This window comes from Cupriavidus sp. FW306-1B-F12B, assembly GCF_058781795.1.
Map to the genome: position 1 here is coordinate 98,263 of NZ_JBYSXC010000017.1, position 17,289 is coordinate 115,551.

At 67.5% G+C, this 17,289-nt stretch carries 18 protein-coding genes; 8 read left to right on the forward strand and 10 right to left on the reverse strand.

Annotated elements, in window-relative coordinates; genetic code table 11:
• Positions 1–84 precede the first annotated feature (84 nt).
• Positions 85–843, forward strand: a complete 759-nt coding sequence (locus AC3WLE_RS25330; RefSeq protein ID WP_492321222.1) for a Mut7-C RNAse domain-containing protein — start codon at positions 85–87, stop codon at positions 841–843.
• On the opposite strand, the gene AC3WLE_RS25335 is transcribed toward AC3WLE_RS25330, so the two are convergent.
• Positions 840–1,424, reverse strand: a complete 585-nt coding sequence (locus AC3WLE_RS25335) for a 5-formyltetrahydrofolate cyclo-ligase (RefSeq protein WP_492321178.1) — start codon at positions 1,422–1,424, stop codon at positions 840–842. The genes AC3WLE_RS25330 and AC3WLE_RS25335 overlap by 4 nt on opposite strands.
• A 105-nt stretch (positions 1,425–1,529) precedes the next feature.
• On the opposite strand from AC3WLE_RS25335, the gene AC3WLE_RS25340 reads away from it, so the two are divergent.
• From AC3WLE_RS25340 to AC3WLE_RS25355, 4 genes are all read left to right on the forward strand, one after another.
• A complete protein-coding gene (locus AC3WLE_RS25340; protein ID WP_492352516.1) occupies positions 1,530–3,482 on the forward strand; it encodes a lytic transglycosylase domain-containing protein in 1,953 nt (650 codons plus the stop codon).
• A 106-nt stretch (positions 3,483–3,588) separates the two neighbouring features.
• Positions 3,589–4,611, forward strand: coding sequence for a complex I NDUFA9 subunit family protein (locus AC3WLE_RS25345; RefSeq protein ID WP_492321180.1), 1,023 nt, complete (start codon positions 3,589–3,591; stop codon positions 4,609–4,611).
• 186 nt (positions 4,612–4,797) lie between these two features.
• A complete protein-coding gene (locus AC3WLE_RS25350; RefSeq protein ID WP_492321181.1) occupies positions 4,798–5,496 on the forward strand; it encodes a glutathione S-transferase family protein in 699 nt (232 codons plus the stop codon).
• Between the two features lie 54 nt (positions 5,497–5,550).
• Positions 5,551–6,786: a multifunctional CCA addition/repair protein gene (locus AC3WLE_RS25355; protein ID WP_492321182.1), complete on the forward strand. Its 1,236-nt coding sequence runs from the start codon at positions 5,551–5,553 to the stop codon at positions 6,784–6,786.
• A 188-nt stretch (positions 6,787–6,974) separates the two neighbouring features.
• Here AC3WLE_RS25355 and AC3WLE_RS25360 read toward each other — a convergent pair whose 3' ends face one another.
• From AC3WLE_RS25360 to AC3WLE_RS25395, 8 genes are all read right to left on the reverse strand, one after another.
• Positions 6,975–7,412 (reverse strand): universal stress protein, encoded by a 438-nt coding sequence (locus AC3WLE_RS25360; protein ID WP_492321183.1) that lies wholly within the window; start codon positions 7,410–7,412, stop codon positions 6,975–6,977.
• Between the two features lie 41 nt (positions 7,413–7,453).
• Positions 7,454–8,284, reverse strand: a complete 831-nt coding sequence (locus AC3WLE_RS25365) for an ABC transporter ATP-binding protein (protein ID WP_492321184.1) — start codon at positions 8,282–8,284, stop codon at positions 7,454–7,456.
• Positions 8,281–9,027, reverse strand: coding sequence for an ABC transporter ATP-binding protein (locus tag AC3WLE_RS25370; RefSeq protein WP_492321185.1), 747 nt, complete (start codon positions 9,025–9,027; stop codon positions 8,281–8,283). The genes AC3WLE_RS25365 and AC3WLE_RS25370 overlap by 4 nt, the downstream gene beginning before the upstream one ends.
• On the reverse strand, positions 9,024–10,040 hold the full coding sequence (locus AC3WLE_RS25375) for a branched-chain amino acid ABC transporter permease (RefSeq protein WP_492321186.1): 1,017 nt from the start codon (positions 10,038–10,040) through the stop codon (positions 9,024–9,026). Before AC3WLE_RS25375 ends, AC3WLE_RS25370 begins: the two co-directional genes overlap by 4 nt.
• The gene (locus AC3WLE_RS25380) at positions 10,037–10,933 is read right to left on the reverse strand and encodes a branched-chain amino acid ABC transporter permease (protein ID WP_035820609.1); all 897 of its coding nucleotides are present in this window, start codon (positions 10,931–10,933) and stop codon (positions 10,037–10,039) included. The genes AC3WLE_RS25375 and AC3WLE_RS25380 overlap by 4 nt, the downstream gene beginning before the upstream one ends.
• A gap of 25 nt (positions 10,934–10,958) precedes the next feature.
• On the reverse strand, positions 10,959–12,242 hold the full coding sequence (locus AC3WLE_RS25385) for an amino acid ABC transporter substrate-binding protein (protein WP_492321187.1): 1,284 nt from the start codon (positions 12,240–12,242) through the stop codon (positions 10,959–10,961).
• A gap of 201 nt (positions 12,243–12,443) precedes the next feature.
• Positions 12,444–12,638, reverse strand: a complete 195-nt coding sequence (locus AC3WLE_RS25390) for a DUF2905 domain-containing protein (RefSeq protein ID WP_492321188.1) — start codon at positions 12,636–12,638, stop codon at positions 12,444–12,446.
• A gap of 16 nt (positions 12,639–12,654) precedes the next feature.
• Entirely contained in the window at positions 12,655–13,854 is a 1,200-nt protein-coding gene (locus AC3WLE_RS25395; protein WP_492321189.1) for a class I SAM-dependent methyltransferase, read from the reverse strand.
• A gap of 15 nt (positions 13,855–13,869) precedes the next feature.
• Here AC3WLE_RS25395 and AC3WLE_RS25400 point away from each other — a divergent pair, with 15 nt between their 5' ends.
• The 3 genes from AC3WLE_RS25400 to ttcA all read left to right on the forward strand — a co-directional run bounded on the left by AC3WLE_RS25400 (position 13,870) and on the right by ttcA (position 16,263).
• Complete coding sequence (locus AC3WLE_RS25400; RefSeq protein WP_492356940.1) at positions 13,870–14,724, forward strand: SDR family oxidoreductase; 855 nt, start codon at positions 13,870–13,872, stop codon at positions 14,722–14,724.
• 86 nt (positions 14,725–14,810) lie between these two features.
• A complete protein-coding gene (locus AC3WLE_RS25405; RefSeq protein ID WP_011614433.1) occupies positions 14,811–15,212 on the forward strand; it encodes a dihydroneopterin aldolase in 402 nt (133 codons plus the stop codon).
• 109 nt (positions 15,213–15,321) lie between these two features.
• Entirely contained in the window at positions 15,322–16,263 is a 942-nt protein-coding gene (gene ttcA, locus AC3WLE_RS25410) for a tRNA 2-thiocytidine(32) synthetase TtcA (protein WP_492352513.1), read from the forward strand.
• Positions 16,264–16,327: 64 nt separating this feature from the next.
• On the opposite strand, the gene AC3WLE_RS25415 is transcribed toward ttcA, so the two are convergent.
• Positions 16,328–17,155, reverse strand: a complete 828-nt coding sequence (locus AC3WLE_RS25415; protein WP_492356939.1) for a DUF6279 family lipoprotein — start codon at positions 17,153–17,155, stop codon at positions 16,328–16,330.
• Between the last annotated feature and the right edge of the window lie 134 nt (positions 17,156–17,289).

Genomic DNA, 17,289 nt, shown 5'->3' on the forward strand with positions numbered 1-17,289 from the left:
TCTCCCGCGTGCGGGAGAGGGGAGCCTGCTGCGGGCGCTTGTGGTGCTCCCACGATGCCTGCGATCGGTGCCATACTCGGCACCATGGTCACCGCCACCTTCCGCTTCTACGAGGAACTGAACGACTTCCTCGCGCCGGACCAGCGCCGGCGTGACCTGTCCTGCGCCTGCGCGCGCGCCGCCACGGTCAAGCACATGATCGAGGCGCTGGGCGTGCCGCATACCGAAGTCGAGCTGATCCTGGTCAATGGCGAATCGTCCGGGTTCGAGCGGCCGCTGTGCGATGGCGACCGGGTCTCGGTCTATCCCAAGTTCGAACGGCTCGACGTGTCCCCGCTGCTGCGGGTACGCGAGCAGCCGCTGCGGGTGATGCGCTTTGTCGCCGACGCGCACCTGGGCGGCCTGGCGCACCTGCTGCGCATGACCGGCTTCGACACCCTCTACGACAACCATTTCGAAGACAGCGAGATCGAGCGCATCGCCGTCGACCAGGGCCGCGTCGTGCTGACGCGCGACCGCGAGCTGCTCAAGCGCCGCGGCATCACCCACGGCTGCTATGTGCGCGCGATCAAGTCGCAACTGCAGGTGCGGGAAATCTTTGCGCGGCTGGACCTGGCGCGCAGCGCACGGCCGTTTTCGCTATGCCTGGACTGCAATGCGCCGCTGCGCGCGCTGGATGCGGCGGGCGCGGCCGGGCGCGTGCCGCAAGGGGTGCTGGAGCGCCATCGCAGCTTTGTCACCTGCGACCAGTGCCGGCGCGTGTTCTGGGAGGGCTCGCACTGGCGCTGCATGCGTGCGCTGGTGGACGAGCTGGTGCGGCGCGACGAGGCCGAGCAAGGTTAGAACGCGCCGGATTCCGTGACGATCCAGTCCATGGCGATGTCATGCGGCTGCGCCTGCAACGGTGCCCGGCAGTTTTCGTAGCCAATGCCGATCGCCACCGGCCGCTGCGCCATGGCCGCCAGCGTGCGGTCGTAGAAGCCGCCGCCGTAGCCCAGGCGGAACTTGTCCGGGCTGAATCCGACACAGGGAATGAGCAGGGCATCGGGCGTCACGGCCTCAGTGCCGTCCGGCACCGGGATGCCGTAGTGGCCGGTGGCCATGGGCGTGTCCGGTGTCCACAGGTGGAAATCCAGCGGCGCGCCCGGGCGGCTGACCGACGGCAGCGCGGCGCTGCGGCCAGGCATGGCGGCTAGCCAGATGCCGACCGCGTCGCGCGCGTCGAACTCCTGCTGGATCGGCCAGTAGAAACCGAGGCAGCGCGCGGCCAGGCCGGCCAGCAATCCGGACAGCGCGGCGGCGATGCGCGCGTCGGCTTCGGCGCGTGCGGGCAGGGCGGCGCGCTGCGCCAGCAACTGCGTGCGCAGTGCGCGACGGTCTTCGGCGGCGGGGTTGGGTGCGGTCGTGGCAGGAGTGGATGACATGGCGTGGGATAATGCCCCTCGTCCGAACCAACACGAACGGCGGAACCGCGGCTGGGCACAAGGTTGCAGGCGCCGGCGCCGCCGTCATCGACAAGGAAGCAAAGAATGCTGAAGGGAGTATATCTGCAGCGTGCCGGCCGGGCCGCCTGGATCGCGCTGGCATGTGCACTGCTTGTCACGCCCGTCCATGCGCAGAAGCGCCCGCAGGCGGTGTCGCGCCCGCAGGCGGCGGTGATCCCGAGCGATCCCGACGAGGCCTTCACCGCGCTGCGCGAAGCCGCGCGCAAGAACGATGTGGAGCGTGCCTACGCGATCTCGGCCACGCTGGTGGACTACCCGGTCCCCTCCTATGTCGAGTACTTCCGCATCAAGCCGCAATTGTTCGACGCCAGCGGCCTGGCGCGCATCGATGCGCCCGACGACCAGGTGCGCGTGTTCCTGCAGCGCTACAAGGGCGACGCCATTGCCGACCGCATGCGCAATGACTGGCTGCTGGTGCTGGGCAAGAAGCGCGACTGGGCCAATTTCGATGTCGAATACCCGCAGTTCGCGCTCAAGGACGATACCCAGGTCGAGTGCTATGCGCTGCTGTCGCGCGCGCTCAAGGGCCAGAACGTGGCCGCCGATGCGCGCAATGTGCTGAGCGACCCCAGGTACTACGGCGAAGGCTGTGTCGACCTGATCGGCTACCTGGCGCAAAGCCAGCAGATCCAGCGCAGCGACGTCGCCTACCAGGCGCGGCTGGCGCTGGAGCAGAACTATGTCACGCTGGCCGGCAAGATCGCCGCGCTGGTGCCCGACGCGCGCGCGGATGGCGATACGCTCGCCACCATCGTCAAGATGGCGCGCAACGACCCGTCGCAGGCTGCCGCCTACCTCGGCACGGCCCAGGGCGCGCTGTCGCGCGACGAGCAAGGCGCGGCCTGGGGCGTGATCGGCCAGTTCGCGGCCAAGAAGCTGCTGCCCGACGCGGCCGGCTACTACCGCCGCCAGATGGACCTGGGCGGCAACCAGTGGCTCTCCGACGACACCCAGGAGTGGCGCGTGCGCGCCGCGCTGCGCCAGGGCGACTGGAAACAGGTGCGCCAGGCGGTGGAGCTGATGCGCCCCGAACTGCGCGCCAAGGACCCGGCCTGGATCTACTGGTATGGCCGCGCGCTCAAGGCCGACGGCCGCGACACCGAGGCCCAGCAGAACTTCCAGCAGATCGCCGGCCAGTTCAACTTCTACGGCCAGCTGGCCAGCGAAGAGCTGGGCAACCGCATCACGCTGCCGGCGCGCACCACCGTCAGCGACGCCGAGGCCATGGCCATGCGTTCGCGCCCCGGTTTTCAGCGGGCGCAGAAGTTCTACAACATGAACCTGCGCTTCGAAGGCAACCGCGAGTGGAACTGGGAACTGCGCAATATGAGCGACCGCGAACTGCTGGCCGCGGCCGAGTATGCGCGCCGCCTGGAGCTGCTGGACCGCACCGTCAACTCCGCCGACCGGACCCGCAACGAACATGATTTCACGCTGCGCTTCCTGATGCCGTATCGCGACATCATGCAGCGCGCCACCGACGATGTCGGCCTGGACATGGCGTGGGTTTACGGCCTGATCCGCCAGGAATCGCGCTTCATCATGAATGCGCGCTCGTCGGCGGGCGCACATGGCCTGATGCAGGTAATGCCGGCCACGGCCAAGTACGTCGCGCGCAAGATCGGCATGAACGACTTTTCGCCGTCGATGATGGGCGATCCCAATATCAACATCCTGCTTGGCACCAATTACCTGAACATGGTGCTGACCGACCTGGACAGTTCGTGGACGCTGGCTTCGGCTGCGTACAACGCCGGCCCGGGCCGGCCCAAGGCCTGGCGCAGCACACTGGCGCGGCCGGTGGAAGGCGCGATCTTTGCAGAGACCATTCCGTTCAATGAAACGCGCGGCTATGTGAAGAATGTGCTTTCCAACGCCACGTACTATGCTGCATTGATGAGTGGCCGTCCGCAGTCGCTGAAATCGCGCCTGGGCATGGTCGCGCCGTCGGCGGTGACTACCACCAGCCTGCCCTGAAGTCACCCCTGCGGGGGCGGGCAGGACGGCCCCTGCCGGGACGATCCGGCGGGCCCGGGCTGGCGCAGGGTGCCGCGGCGTGCAGTTTTCTTGGCACGGAGGCATCATGCAGACCAGCAACGTCCTCGTTATCGGTGGCGCCGGCTTTATCGGCAGCCACCTCGTCTCGCGCCTGGCCGGGGCTGCCTCGGCCTCGGGCGCGCCGCTTGAGCCTGGCGCCAACCCCGATTCGCCCATCGCCCCCGACCGCATCGTGGTCGGCACGCGCAATATCGAGCATGCGCAGCACCTGCTGCTGCTGCCGCGCGTGGAGGTGGTGGAGCTGGGCCTGGCCGACAATGCCGCGCTGGACGATGCCATCGGCTCGCTGGGCGTGGATGGCATCGTCGTCAACCTGGTGGGCGTGCTGCACGGCGAGCGCGCCGACCCCTACGGCGAAGCCTTTGCCAGCGCGCATGTGGAGATGGTGCGGCAGATCGCGGCATCGTGCCTGTCCACCGGCGTGCGCCGGCTGTTGCATATGAGCGCGCTGGGCGCGGACAGCAACGGGCCATCGATGTACCTGCGCAGCAAGGGCGACGGCGAGCGCGTGGTGCGCGCCAGCGGGCTGGACTGGACCATCTTCCGGCCCTCGGTGGTGTTTGGCCCCGACGACCATTTCCTGAACCTGTTCGCCCACATGCAGCAGATGGCCCCGGTGGTGCCGCTGGCGTGCGCGCATGCGCGCTTCCAGCCGGTATTCGTGCAGGATGTGGTGCAGGCCTACCTGAATGCCATGGTGAACCCGGCCACCATCGGCCACGGCTATGAGCTGGGCGGCCCGCAGGTCTATACCCTGGAAGAGCTGGTGCGCTTTGCCGGCCGCGCTTCCGGGCATCCGCGCCCGGTGATCGCGCTGCCCGATGCGCTGGCACGGGTGCAGGCCAGCATCATGGAGCATATGCCGGGCGAACCGATGCTGTCGCGCGACAACCTCGACTCGATGCAGCTCGACAATGTGCTGGAGCACCCGGTCGCACCCGAACTGAACCTGCATCCGGCCAGCCTGGAGTCGGTCATGACCGACGCGCTGGCGGGGCGCAACCGCGATACCGCGATGACGCATATGCGGGCCAGCGTGCACCGCTGACGCGCCGGCGTCCCGGTGCGCCCTATGTGACCGGATTTCATATCGGTTGCTAGCGCAATTCACTTTGACGCGGGCGGCAGCACTGGCAGAATGACCAGTCCGGCGCGCGGCCGCCATGCCGTCCTGCAGGCCCGCAGGCGCCGCGCCTGCGCCGTCTCCCTCCGTTTCCTCCCCCAAGGACCCACGATGAAGCTCGTCATCGGCAACAAGAACTATTCCTCCTGGTCGCTGCGCCCATGGCTGTTGCTGCGCCAGGCCGGCATTGATTTCGAAGAAGTGCAGGTGCGCCTGTTCACCGGCAGCTTCGCCGCCGAGATCGCGCGCTACTCGCCCGCGGGCAAGGTGCCGGCGCTGGTCGATGGCGAGGTCACGGTGTGGGATTCGCTGGCGATCTGCGAATACCTGGCCGAGCGCTTCCCGGAAAAGAACCTGTGGCCGGCCGACCGCGCCCAGCGCGCGGTGGCGCGCGCCGTCTGCGCCGAGATGCATTCGGGCTTCGGCAACCTGCGCAGCCAGTTGCCGATGAACGTGACCGCGGTGCTGCCCGGGCGCGGCTGGAACGTGGCGGTGCAGCGCGACGTGGAGCGCATCGCCGCGATCTGGGAAGGGCTGCGCCAGCAGCACGGTGCGAACGGGCCGTTCCTGTTCGGCGAGTTCACCGTCGCCGACGCGTTCTTTGCGCCGGTGGTGAGCCGCTTTGCCACCTACGGCATCCACCTGCCCGATGACGCCGAGGACGCCAAGGCCTACGCCGACTTCATGCTGGCGCTGCCGGCAATGCAGCAATGGATTGCAGGCGCACGCGAGGAGCGCGACTTCCTGGCCGACGACGAACCCTACCGGCTGGCCCCGGATCGTCCCGATGCGATAATCATCAACCACTGAGCAATACCGCCGGCGGGCCAGGTCCGGGCGCCGGCACATGACGAGGCCAGAACGATGCAGGTGTATGCCGTCGGCGGCGCGATCCGCGACGAATTGCTGGGCAAGCCCAGCCAGGATCGCGACTACGTGGTAGTGGGCGCGACCCCGGCGCAGATGGAAGCTGCCGGCTACAAGCCGGTCGGCAAGGACTTCCCGGTGTTCCTGCATCCGCGCACCAAAGAGGAATACGCGCTGGCCCGCACCGAACGCAAGACGGCGATGGGCTACAAGGGCTTTGCCTTTTATTGCGAGCCCGATGTCACGCTGGAAGACGACCTGGTGCGGCGCGACCTCACCATCAACGCGATGGCGCGCGCGGTCGATGCCGACGGTAACCTGACCGGCCCGGTCATCGATCCGCACGGCGGCCAGCGTGACCTGGCCGCGCGCCTGTTCCGCCATGTCTCCGACGCTTTTGCCGAAGACCCGGTGCGCATCCTGCGCGTGGCCCGCTTTGCCGCGCGCTTCCATGAATTCGGCGTTGCCGCCGAGACCATGCGGCTGATGCGCGAGATGGTCGCCGCCGGCGAGGTCGACGCGCTGGTGCCCGAGCGCGTCTGGCAGGAGCTGGCGCGCGGGCTGATGGAAGCGAAGCCGTCGCGCATGTTCGAGGTGCTGCGCGAATGCGGCGCGCTGGCGCGGCTGCTGCCCGAGCTGGAGCGCCTGTGGGGCGTGCCCCAGCGCGCCGATTACCATCCGGAAGTCGATACCGGCGTGCACGTGATGATGGTGATCGACCAGGCCGCCGCCATGGGCGCGCCGCTCACGGTGCGCTTTGCCGCGCTGGTGCATGACCTGGGCAAGGGCACCACGCCCGCGGACGTGCTGCCGCGCCATATCGGTCACGAAACGCGCAGCGCGCAGCTGCTCGAAGACGTCTGCGTGCGCCTGCGCGTACCCAATGAGTGCCGCGACCTGGCGCTGGTGGTGGCGCGCGAGCACGGCAATATCCACCGCTCGCTCGAGTTCAGCGCCGCAGCGGTGATGCGCCTGCTCGAGCGCTGCGATGCGCTGCGCAAGCCGGCACGCTTCGCCGAGGCGCTGCAGGCCTGCGAGGCCGACCTGCGCGGGCGCAAGGGCTTCGAGTCGAGCGCCTACCCGCAGGCGGCGCGCCTGCTGGCGGCGCTGGAAGCGGCGGCGGCGGTCGACGCCGGCGCGATCGCGCGTGCCTGCGGCGATGACGTCGGCCAGATCCGCGACCGTGTCCAAGCGGCGCGCGTGGCGGCGGTGGCGGCGCGCATCGGCGGTTGAGCGCAGCGCACCGGGCGCACCGGCGCGCTAGGTCCTGTTGCGCAGATAACTTGCCAAAGTGAAATCGTCCAGTTGGCTGTCAGGCTAGGCGCGAGGAGGCGCCATAGCCGTAGCTATGGCAACGACGAGCAACGACGCATGGCGGCCAACTGGGCGATTTCATGGCAAGGTATTCGCGGAACAGGACACTAGCGGTAGACCAGCACCGGGATCTTCGTGTGCGTGAGCACCTTCTGCGTCTCGCTGCCGATCACCAGCGCCTGCACCCCGCGCCGCCCGTGCGAGGCCATCACGATCAGGTCGCACTTCCTCGCCTCGGCCTCGTCGACGATGGCCTGGAAGATGTGGTCGCCGGTGGGGCAGGCGGTTTCGCAGGGCACGCCGGCCGCGGCGGCCTCCTGCACGATCGTCGCCAGGTAGGCCTCGGCCTGCCGGTAGGCTTCCTGCATGAAGCGTTGCCGGGTTTCCTGGAGCATGGCGGTCTGCAGGCGCATCACGTCATAGTGCGCAACGACCTGGATCGCGGTAAGGCGGGCCTGTATCGAGCTGGCCAGCGCGATGGCCTTGCGGTAGGCCGTATCGGACAGGTCCGAGCCGTCGACCGCTACGAGCAGATGCTTGAACATTTGGATCTCCTTGTACGGCGTCACCGCGCCGCAGCGGTGGCTCAGGCGCCAAGAAACAACCTGCCGACCTCCGGATCCCGGCCCAGTTCGCCACCCGTTCCGGCCATGGCCAGCTGGCCGGCCACCAGGACATAGCCGAGGTCGGCGAAAGCGAGCCCCTTGCGGGCGTTCTGCTCGACCAGGAGGATGGTCTTGCCCTCGTCCTGCTGCAGCTGGCGCAGGTGTTCGAACACCAGATCGACATAGCGCGGCTCCAGCCCGATCGAGGGCTCATCCACCAGCAGCACGGCGGGGTCCATCATCAGCGCGCGCGAGATTTCGAGCAGCCTGCGCTCGCCGCCGGAGAGCACGCTGGCGCGCTGGCCGCGCCGTTGCGCGAGCGCGCCATGGCGTTGGAAGATGCGCTCGGCCGCAACCCTGGCATCGCGCGGGTGCGGCATCAGGTACCCGCCCATCAGCAGGTTTTCTTCGACCGTCATGTCAGGGAAGATCGAACCCTCCTGCAGCACATAGGCCACGCCTGCCTGCCGCAGCTTCCGCTCGGCACGCAGGTGGGTGACCGGCGCGCCGGCCACGGTGACGGTCCCCGACATGACCCGGGCCAGGCCGTAGATGGCGCGCAGCACGGTGGACTTGCCCGCGCCGTTCGGGCCGATCAGGCACAGCGAACCGCCGCGCGCCACGCGCAGGCTGAAGCCGTGCACGATCTCCATGCCGCCATAGCCGGCGACCAGGTTGTCCACCGCGACCATCGGCGTGCCGCCGGCCAGTTGCTCGAGTTGCTCGATCGTTGGCCGGGGGCGCGAGAGCGCTGCGGCGAGCGCGGCGGCAGGCGCGTGGACAACCGGCCGGGCGGTGTGCGCGCTGCTCATGGCTGTCCTCCCAGGTAGGCCTCGATCACCGCGCGGTTGGTGGTGATCTGCGCCGGCGATCCCTGCGCCAGCACCTCGCCATGCGCCAGGCAATAGATGTGGCCGGCCAGCTGCATCATCACCCGCATATTGTGTTCGATCACCAGCAGGGTGATGCCGAGCCGCGCGTTGATGTCCGTGAGCAGTGCGATCAGGCTGTCGATCATCACCGGGTTCACGCCGGCGGTCGGCTCATCGAGCAGCAGCAGCCTGGGTTCGTTCATCAGGGCCATGCAGATCTCGAGCAGCTTCTGCTGCCCGAACGACAGGTCGGCGCCGCGCTGGTCCGCGTGGTCCTGCAGCCCGGCCATGCGCAGGGTCTGCCGGGCCCGCTCCGTCACTGCTGGTGCCTGCCGCGTGCACATCGCGGCGAGTCCTTCATGCATATGGGGCACGCTGACCAGCAGGTTCTGCAGGCAGCTCATCTTGCCGAACACCCGCGTCTGCTGGAAGGTGCGCACCAGGCCCAGGCGGGCGATCTCGGGAACGCGCAGCCGCGAAATCTCGCGGCCGTCGAACGCGATCGATCCGCCGTCGATCGGGTGGTAGCCGACGATCGAATTGAAGAGGGTCGTCTTGCCCGAACCGTTCGGCCCGATCAGGCCCACGATGCTGCCGTGCGGCACCTGCACGGAGATGTCATGGTTGGCGACAACGCCGCCGAAGCGCTTGGTGACGCCGCGCACCGCAAGCAGGTCGGTCATGGCGCGGCACTCCCCGTCATGGGGCGGCGGTTTGCGCTGTAATCGCGCAGCCAGCCCATGATGCCGGTCGGGAACAGCACCACGATCAGCACGATCAGCACGCCGAGCGCAACGCGCTGCCAGTTCAGCAGGTAAGTCCAGAACAGCTCCTGGGTCAGGTGGAACAGCGCGGCGCCGATCACCGGCCCCCACAGCGTGCCCTTGCCGCCCAGGATTGCCATCACCACCATCCACACGCCGAAGGTGGCGCCGGCAAAGGCCAGCTCGCGCGGATCGATGAAGCCCACCAGGTTGCCCGTCAGGGCGCCCGCCATGCCGAGGAAGACGGCGCACACGCACCAGGCCAGGATCTTGTAGCGCGTGGTGTGCAGGCCGAGCGCCTCGGCCTTGTCCTCGTCGTCGCGGATGGCATTGAGCGCGAGGCCGAATGGCCGCGCATAGAGCCAGCGCAGCGACAGCAGGGTCACCACGGCCAGCACCAGCATCGCGTAGTAGAAGAACGGCTCGCGGCTGCCGGCCGCGCCCGGGAACAGCGGCAGCGTCATGCCCGATCCCGCGCCGATGAAGTCCCAGCCGGCGGCGCCATCGGCGCAGGCGATGCCCAGGCCCAGCGTGCCGATGGCGAAGTAATGGCCGCGCAAGCCCAGCATGGCCGGGCCCAGCGCCAGCGCCGCGGCCACGGCCACCAGCGCCGCCAGGCCGGTACCCGCCGCGAGGCCGGCGAAGTAGCCCAGCCCGAAGTCGCGCTGCACCACCGCGCAGACATAGGCGCCAACGCCGAAGAACACGATATTGCCGAAGGAGTTGTAGCCCATCTGCCCGCCCATGACGTCCCACGTCAGCGCGAACAGCACCATCAGCCAGAGAAAGGTCAGTTGCGTGGTGATGCCGGCGAACAGCCACGGCGCGATCAGCGCGCCCAGGCTGCCCGCGAGCAGCGCCAGCCAGGCCACCGGGGAGGTGGGGGGAACATCCGATGCGGACCGGCGCGCGCCGCGCAGGTGCAGCTTCATCGCAGGTAGCCGCGCCGCCGGCGCAGCATCAGGTTGCGGCTTACCAGGATCACCACCAGCAGCGCGTAGAGGAAGGCGGTCTGGTATTCGGTGCCGAGCAGGAAGCCGGCATAGTTCTCGGCGATGCCCAGCCCGCCTCCCGCACCGAGCACCGGCAGCATGCTGCCCAGCCCGGCCACCACCACGATCATGAAGGCGCGCACGGTATAGGGCAGGCCCAGGTAGGGGTGGATGATCCAGGTCATTGCCACCAGCCCACCCGCCGCGCCGCAGATGGCGGCATTGAGGGCGAAGGTCGAGGCGTAGATGCGATCGGCGTCCACCCCCAGCACACGGGCAGCGCGCGCGTTCTGGGCGGTCGCCCGGATCGCCTGGCCGCGGCGCGAATGCCTGAGGAACAGCATCAGGCCGGCGCCCAGCGCCAGGGCTGCGGCGAACGCCGCCAGCTTGATCTTCGGCACCACCAGTCCGACCGGCAGCAACAGGCTGCCCAGCCCCGCATCGAGCGTGCGCACGTTGGCGCCGAAAGCAAGGTTGGCGAGCTGCTGCAGCACGATGCTCAGGCCGAAGGTGGCCAGCACCGAGACAAAGAGATCGCGCTCGACCAGCCGGAAGATGACGATGCGATAGAGTCCCCAGCCCACGCAATACATCACCGCTGCGGCAACCGGCACGGCCAGCATTGCGGGCACGCCCTTGCCAACCAGCCAGATCACGATATAGCCGCCCAGCATCACCAGCTCGCCCTGGGCCACGTTGATGAGGTTCATCACGCCCCATACCAGCGCCATGCCGTAGGCGGCCAGCGCAAAGATCGCGCCGGCCAGCAGGCCATCCACTACGAGCTGCAGGTTCAGCTCAGGACTCTGGAACAGGACCGCGAGATTGGTCATCTGCGTCAGGCCGCGCGGCAGCCCTCTATTTGCGCCGCGCCCAGGCAGGAGCCGGATAGATGACCTTCGACGACGCCCACTTGCCCGGCGCGACCACCTTGAACTTGCCGTCCTGTACCTGGTACAGCACCATCGACTTGGCGATGTTCTTGCCGCTCTGGTCGAACCTGAGCGGGCCGTAGAACGTCATCAGGTCGGTTTTTGCCAGGGCATCGCGGACCTTCTCCGTATCGAACGAGGCGGCGCGCTCGAAGGCGTCGACGAAGGCCAGCACCGCGGCGGTGGACTCGGCCGCCTGGTATGGCGCCTCGTAGTGGTACTCCTTCTCGAAGCGCTGCGCGTACTGGTCGGCCGTGCCGAACCAGCGGTCCTTGTAGCTGAGCGTGCGGTCCCATTGCGAGCCGCACACCGCGAATTCGGCGCTCTTGCCGAACTTCTCGATGATCTGCGCGGAGTCGCAGTGGGTCAGCGCCAGCATCGGCACATCGATGCGCATCTCCGCCACCTGCCGCACCGCCAGCACCGCGCCCTTCTCATGCCCGGATACCACCAGGATGTCCGGCTTGAGCGCCTTCACCTTGGCCAGCGTGGCCGACATGTCGTTCAGCTCGGGCGGCAGCTTGTCGTCGATCACCACCTTCATGCCGAGGCGTTTCGCATCCTCTTCCACGCCGTCGCGCACGTCCTGCGAGAAGTTGTCGTTCTCGATGGCGATGGCCACCTTGAGGTCCTTCGGCGACTTGCCTGCCCGTTGCGCTTCCTCGGCGGCAAGCTGGACGGCCGAACGCAGGTAGTAGTCGGAGGTGTTGAGCACCGCGAACATGTAGCGGTAGCCCTGCGTGAACAGGTTGCGGTCCGCGCCGTTGCCCTCGACCATCGGAATCTTGTACTTCTCCGTCACTGGTGCGATCGCCTTGGTGAGCCCGGAACTGTACGGCCCCAGCACGAACTTGACGCCGTCCTGGCTGATCAGCCGCTCGGCCAGCTGCGCGCCGCGTGCCGAGGTGGATTCGTCGTCGTAGTAGAGGACTTTCAACTGGTAGGCCTTGCCGCCAACCTTGACGCCGCCCATCTCGTTGACGCGCTTCACGGCAAGGTTGTAGCCGTCCTGGGTGTTCTTGCCATTGGTGGAGTACTTGCCGGTCAGGGAAACCGCGGCACCGAGGATGATGGTGTCGCCCTCGACCTTGGCGGCGGCGGGGACCGACACGGCCAGGCCAAGACCGGCCAGGGCGCAGACGGTGGCATGGCGTAAATGGATAGCGGGCCTGCGGTCGCCTGGCGAGCGTTGTGTGGATGCGCTTCTCATGATCACCTCCTCACTCTCTTCAACGTAGGACCCGTTTCTGAAAGGGGAAGTGCCCGTATGTCACGGGTCCATCACTCCATGAGGTGTTCCCGCGGATTCCTATTCATGAAATGAGGCCAGCGCTTGAGTGGATCGGGTAGATCGTTGGCCGGCGCGTTCCTGAAGTTGGTCGTGCCGCTGCCGTCGAAGTGATTCCGAAAACTACAGCAGCTTGCCGATCGCCAGCGCCATCAGCGAAATCAGGATCGTCGACGCAAACGGAAGCACGAATTCGCGCCCGAAAACGCGGAAGCGCACGTCGCCGGGCAGCCGTCCCAGCCCGATCTTCTGCAGCCATGGCAGCGCCGCGGACAGGATGATCACGCTCAGGAAAATGGTCAGGGTCCAGCGCAGCATGGCGGCTCCGGTGCCGTTACAGGGTATGGCAGCGGTCGCCGCGGGCAAAGCCGTCCATGGGTTCGCTGTCGTCCAGGCCGCGCGTGAGCGCGATCACCTTGAACAGCTCGCCCATCTCGGCTTCCGACAGCAGCTTCTGCACCGCATTGGCCTGCGGCAGGAAGGCGCGGGCGTCGGACGGGTCCAGCGCCATCAGCAGCTCGGTGATGCCTGCATTCATCAGGAAGCGCGCCTGCGAGGCAAAGCCTGCCACGCTCAATCCCGCATCCACCGCGGCGAGCGCAATGCCGCTGAAATTCACGTGCGCGGTGATGTCCTGCAGGCCCGGGTACAGGAACGGGTCCGGGTGCGCGTGATGGCGGTAGTGGCACATCAGCGTGCCGCCGGCGCGCTGCGGGTGGTAGTACTCGCCCGCCGGGAAGCCGTAATCGATAAAGAAGGCCGCGCCGCGCGCCAGCATGGCGCCGACCGCGCGGATAAAGCCCTCGGCCTCGGCATGGGTCTCGGTGACGAGGTCGTGGTCGCCGGGGATGGCGCGCAGTGCCTCGGGCACGTCGGCATCGGCCAGCGGGCGGTCCTCGAAGCGGAAGGCGGGGGCGGCATCGTCGCTGCGCGCTACGCTGTGCACTACGCCGCGCTCATGCCAGCGGCCGCCACTGCGTGCATAGAGCTGCACCGGCATCGCATCCAGCACTTCATTGCCGACGATCACGCCTTCAAAGCTGGCAGGCAGCGTATCGAGCCAGGTGACGCGGTCCGCCAGGTGCGGCGCGCGCTGCGCCAGCGTGGCCTGCTGGCGCGCGCGCAGTTCGCCCGAGAGTTCGACGATGGCGTAGGTGTCCGGCAACTGGCCTTCCTGCTCCAGCCCCAGCAGCAGGTCCGCCGCCAGCCGGCCGGTGCCGGCGCCGAATTCCAGCATGCGCGGCAATCCCTGTGCCAGCAGCGGCGCGAACTGGCGCGCCAGCGTGCGCGCGAAGAACGGGCTCAGTTCCGGGGCGGTGATGAAGTCGCTGCCGTCGCGGGCATCGCGCCCGAACTTGGCCGAACCGCCGCTGTAATAGCCCAGGCCGGGCGCGTACAGTGCCAGCGCCATATAGCGGTCAAAGCCGATCCAGCCGCCGGCCGCATCGATGGATTCGCCAATGCGGGCCGTAAGGGTATCGGACGCGGCCTGCGCGTCGGCGGGGGGAAGGGGTAAACTAGCGGCTTTCTGCATCCTGCGATTGTAGCAATGCCCGCATCCAAGACTCCTGCCAGCCAGACCGCTGACCAGACCCATAGCCAGACTGGTAGCCAGCGCGCCACCGCCCGCGGCGTGGCGCTGGTGACCGGCGGCGCGCGCCGCCTGGGCCGCGCCATCGCGCTTGAACTGGCGGCGCAGGGCTGGGACGTGGCCGTGCACTGCCATCGCTCGGTGGACGAGGCCGAGGCCCTGGCCACGCAGATCCGCGCGCTGGGCCGCCGTGCCGCGGTGCTGCGCGCCGACCTGGCTGACGAGGCCGCCACCGGCCGCCTGGTGGCCGACTGCACCGCCGCGCTGGGCGTGCCCGCTTGCCTGGTCAACAACGCTTCGCTGTTCCAGTACGACGTGGCGACCAGCTTCTCCTATGCGTCGCTGGATACGCATATGCGCACCAACGTCGCCGCGCCGCTGCTGCTGGCGCGCGAACTGCACAAGGTGCTGGGCGTTGCCGCCGGCAAGGACAAGGCCGCCGAACCGCGCGGCGTGGTGATCAACCTGCTGGACCAGAAGCTGGATAACCTGAACCCGGACTTCCTGTCGTACACGCTGTCCAAGGCCGCGCTGCAGACCGCCACGGTGCAGCTGGCCCAGGCGCTGGCGCCGCGCCTGCGCGTGGTGGGCGTGGCCCCGGGCATCACGCTGGTGTCGGGCGAGCAGTCCGAGCAGAGCTTCCGCCGCGCGCACCGCGTGACGCCGCTGGGCCAGTCGTCAACGCCCGAGGACATCGCCCAGGCGGTGGCCTACCTGGCGCAGGCGCGCGCCGTGACCGGCACCACGCTGTATGTGGACGGCGGCCAGCACCTGATGCCGCTGGCGCGCGACGTGATGTTCCTGACCGAGTAAGCTGGAAGCCAGCAACCGAATACCGTAGTGCCTGATGTGCCGCGCCCGCCGGGCGCGGCTTCCTTTTCCCCCTCAGCAGCCCGCTCATGACCATGCTCGCCGCCCTTTCCCACCCCAGCCTGCAAGACTGCCGACGCATGTTCCTGCGCAACTACGAAGTGCAGATCAATATCGGCGTGCACGAATTCGAGAAGAAGGGCGAACAGCGGGTGCTGATCAATATCGACCTGTTCGTGCCGCTGGCGCAGAGCACCCCGCAGGCCGACAAGCTCGACGAAGTGGTCGACTACGACTTCATGCGCAACACCGTGGCCGAGCGCATGGCGCAGGGCCATGTGCACCTGCAGGAAACGCTGTGCGACGACGTGGCGCGCGCCATGCTCAAGCACCCCAAGGTGCGCGCCGTGCGTGTCTCGACCGAGAAGCCCGATGTCTACCCGGATTGCGATTCGGTCGGCGTCGAGGTATTCCACATCAAGCAGGCCTGAGTCGCCAGTGCCTGCGCGCCTGCAGCTTGCGGGCGCCTGACGTAAAATGTTGCCCCTTCGCGCCGCGCCGGCCATTCCATCCGGCGGGCGCCACGCAACAGGATGCTCCATGAGCCACTCGAACAACTTCTACCGCCTAGAGACGAGGCTGCAATCGCAAACCGGCAAGGCCATCGGCGACTTCGGCATGATCGAGGACGGCGACACCGTGCTGGTCTGCATGAGTGGCGGCAAGGACTCGTACACCATGCTGTCGGTCCTGATGGCGCTGCAGAAGCGCGCGCCGATCAAGTTCAAGCTGATCGCGATGAACCTGGACCAGAAGCAGCCCGGCTTCCCGGAACACATCCTGCCGGAGTACCTGAAGTCGGTCGGCGTTGAGTATGTGATCGTCGAGGCGGATACCTACTCGATCGTCAAGGAGAAGGTGCCCGAGGGCAAGACCACCTGCTCGCTGTGCTCGCGCCTGCGCCGCGGCGTGATCTACCGCACCGCCAAGGAGCTGGGCGCCAACAAGATCGCGCTGGGCCATCACCGCGACGACATCGTCCAGACCTTCTTCCTGAACATGTTCTTCGGCGGCAAGATGAAGGCGATGCCGCCCAAGCTGTCGACCGACGACGGCCAGCACATCGTGATCCGCCCGCTGGCGTACTGCTCGGAGAAGGACATCGCGTCGTACGCGCGCGCCATGGAATTCCCGATCATCCCGTGCAACCTGTGCGGCTCGCAGGAAAACCTGCAGCGCAAGAAGGTCAGCGAGATGCTGCAGGACTGGGAGCGCCAGAACCCGGGCCGTATCGACAATATCTTCTCGGCGCTGCGCAACGTGGTGCCGTCGCACTTGGCCGATACCGACCTGTTCCCGTTCACCGGGCTGGCCACCGGCCTGGCCAAGGTGGATGAGGCGTCACTGTTCGGCGAAACCACCTTCCAGCAGCAGCCGCTGATGTTTGCCGGCAACGTGGAAGAGAACCGGATGGAGTTCGTGCGGTTTGAGCGTCCGCCCGCGGTTGCCGCGGCACCGGCGGAGCAGGCTGGCACGCAGTAGCGCCAGCGCCCGCCGCATGGAAAAACGCCCGCTTGCGCGGGCGTGCTTCGTTTGGGGCAGGGTTTCAGTTCGTCGCCGCCGACTGCACCGGGGCGCTTGCCTTCTCGCGTATCAGCGCATGCGTGTCGTCGATCCATTTCTGGAACCGGTCTTGCGCGTGCGCCTTCTGCTGCGGCGTGGTCATGTTGGCGATGGCCACGGTCAGCGCGATGCCCGCATTGATGCTGGCTTCGTGGCTGGCGGCATGCTTGGCCGGCGGGTTCTGCCAGTATTCGCGGAAGCGGCGCAGCACGTCTATCACCTGCGCCTTGGGCGGCTGCGTGGCCTGCACGTAGCGCACCATTTTGAGCCATTCCTGCTGCCGGGCGACGCGCTCGGCGTAGCGCGACTCGGCATTCTGCACCACCGGGCCTATCCTGGCGCGGATGGCCTTTTCCTGATCGCTGGAGAAGTTGCCGTAGACCAGCCGCGCGTAGTCCATTACCTTGTCATAGCGCGCATCCTCGCGCTCGGCAGGGTCTGGATTCAGGAATTTCTTGCGGTACTTGGCATTGCCCTCGGCAAATTTCTTTTCCATGCGGCCGATCTGCTCAGGCGTCAGCGTCAGCAACAGGTCGGCGAGGTCGGGCATCGCTTGTTCGAACGACTTGCGCGCCAGTTGCTGCGAAGCGTCCTGGAAGTGCTCGACCATGGCCGGGGTCACCGGTTGCCGCACCTCGGCCTTGGCCTGCTGCAGCAAGGTGGCGATTTCCGGCAACTGCGCCTTGCGATGCCAGGCAAAAAAGCGCGCAATGGCCTCGCGCGTGAGCGGCTCCTGGGCCGTGCTGACATCGACGTAATTGTCGATCCACCAGTACGCCAGGTGGTCGCCCTGCTGGTATCCCAGCTTCATGGCGCTGCAGGCGCACAAGGCCGCTGCGCCCAGAATCGCGAAAATCCGCCGGGCCCAGCAATTGTGAAATTCGGAAACGACGGTCCGATGCGCAGAAACCGCCATGTTAAAATCGGCGCGCATCGCAACCGGGG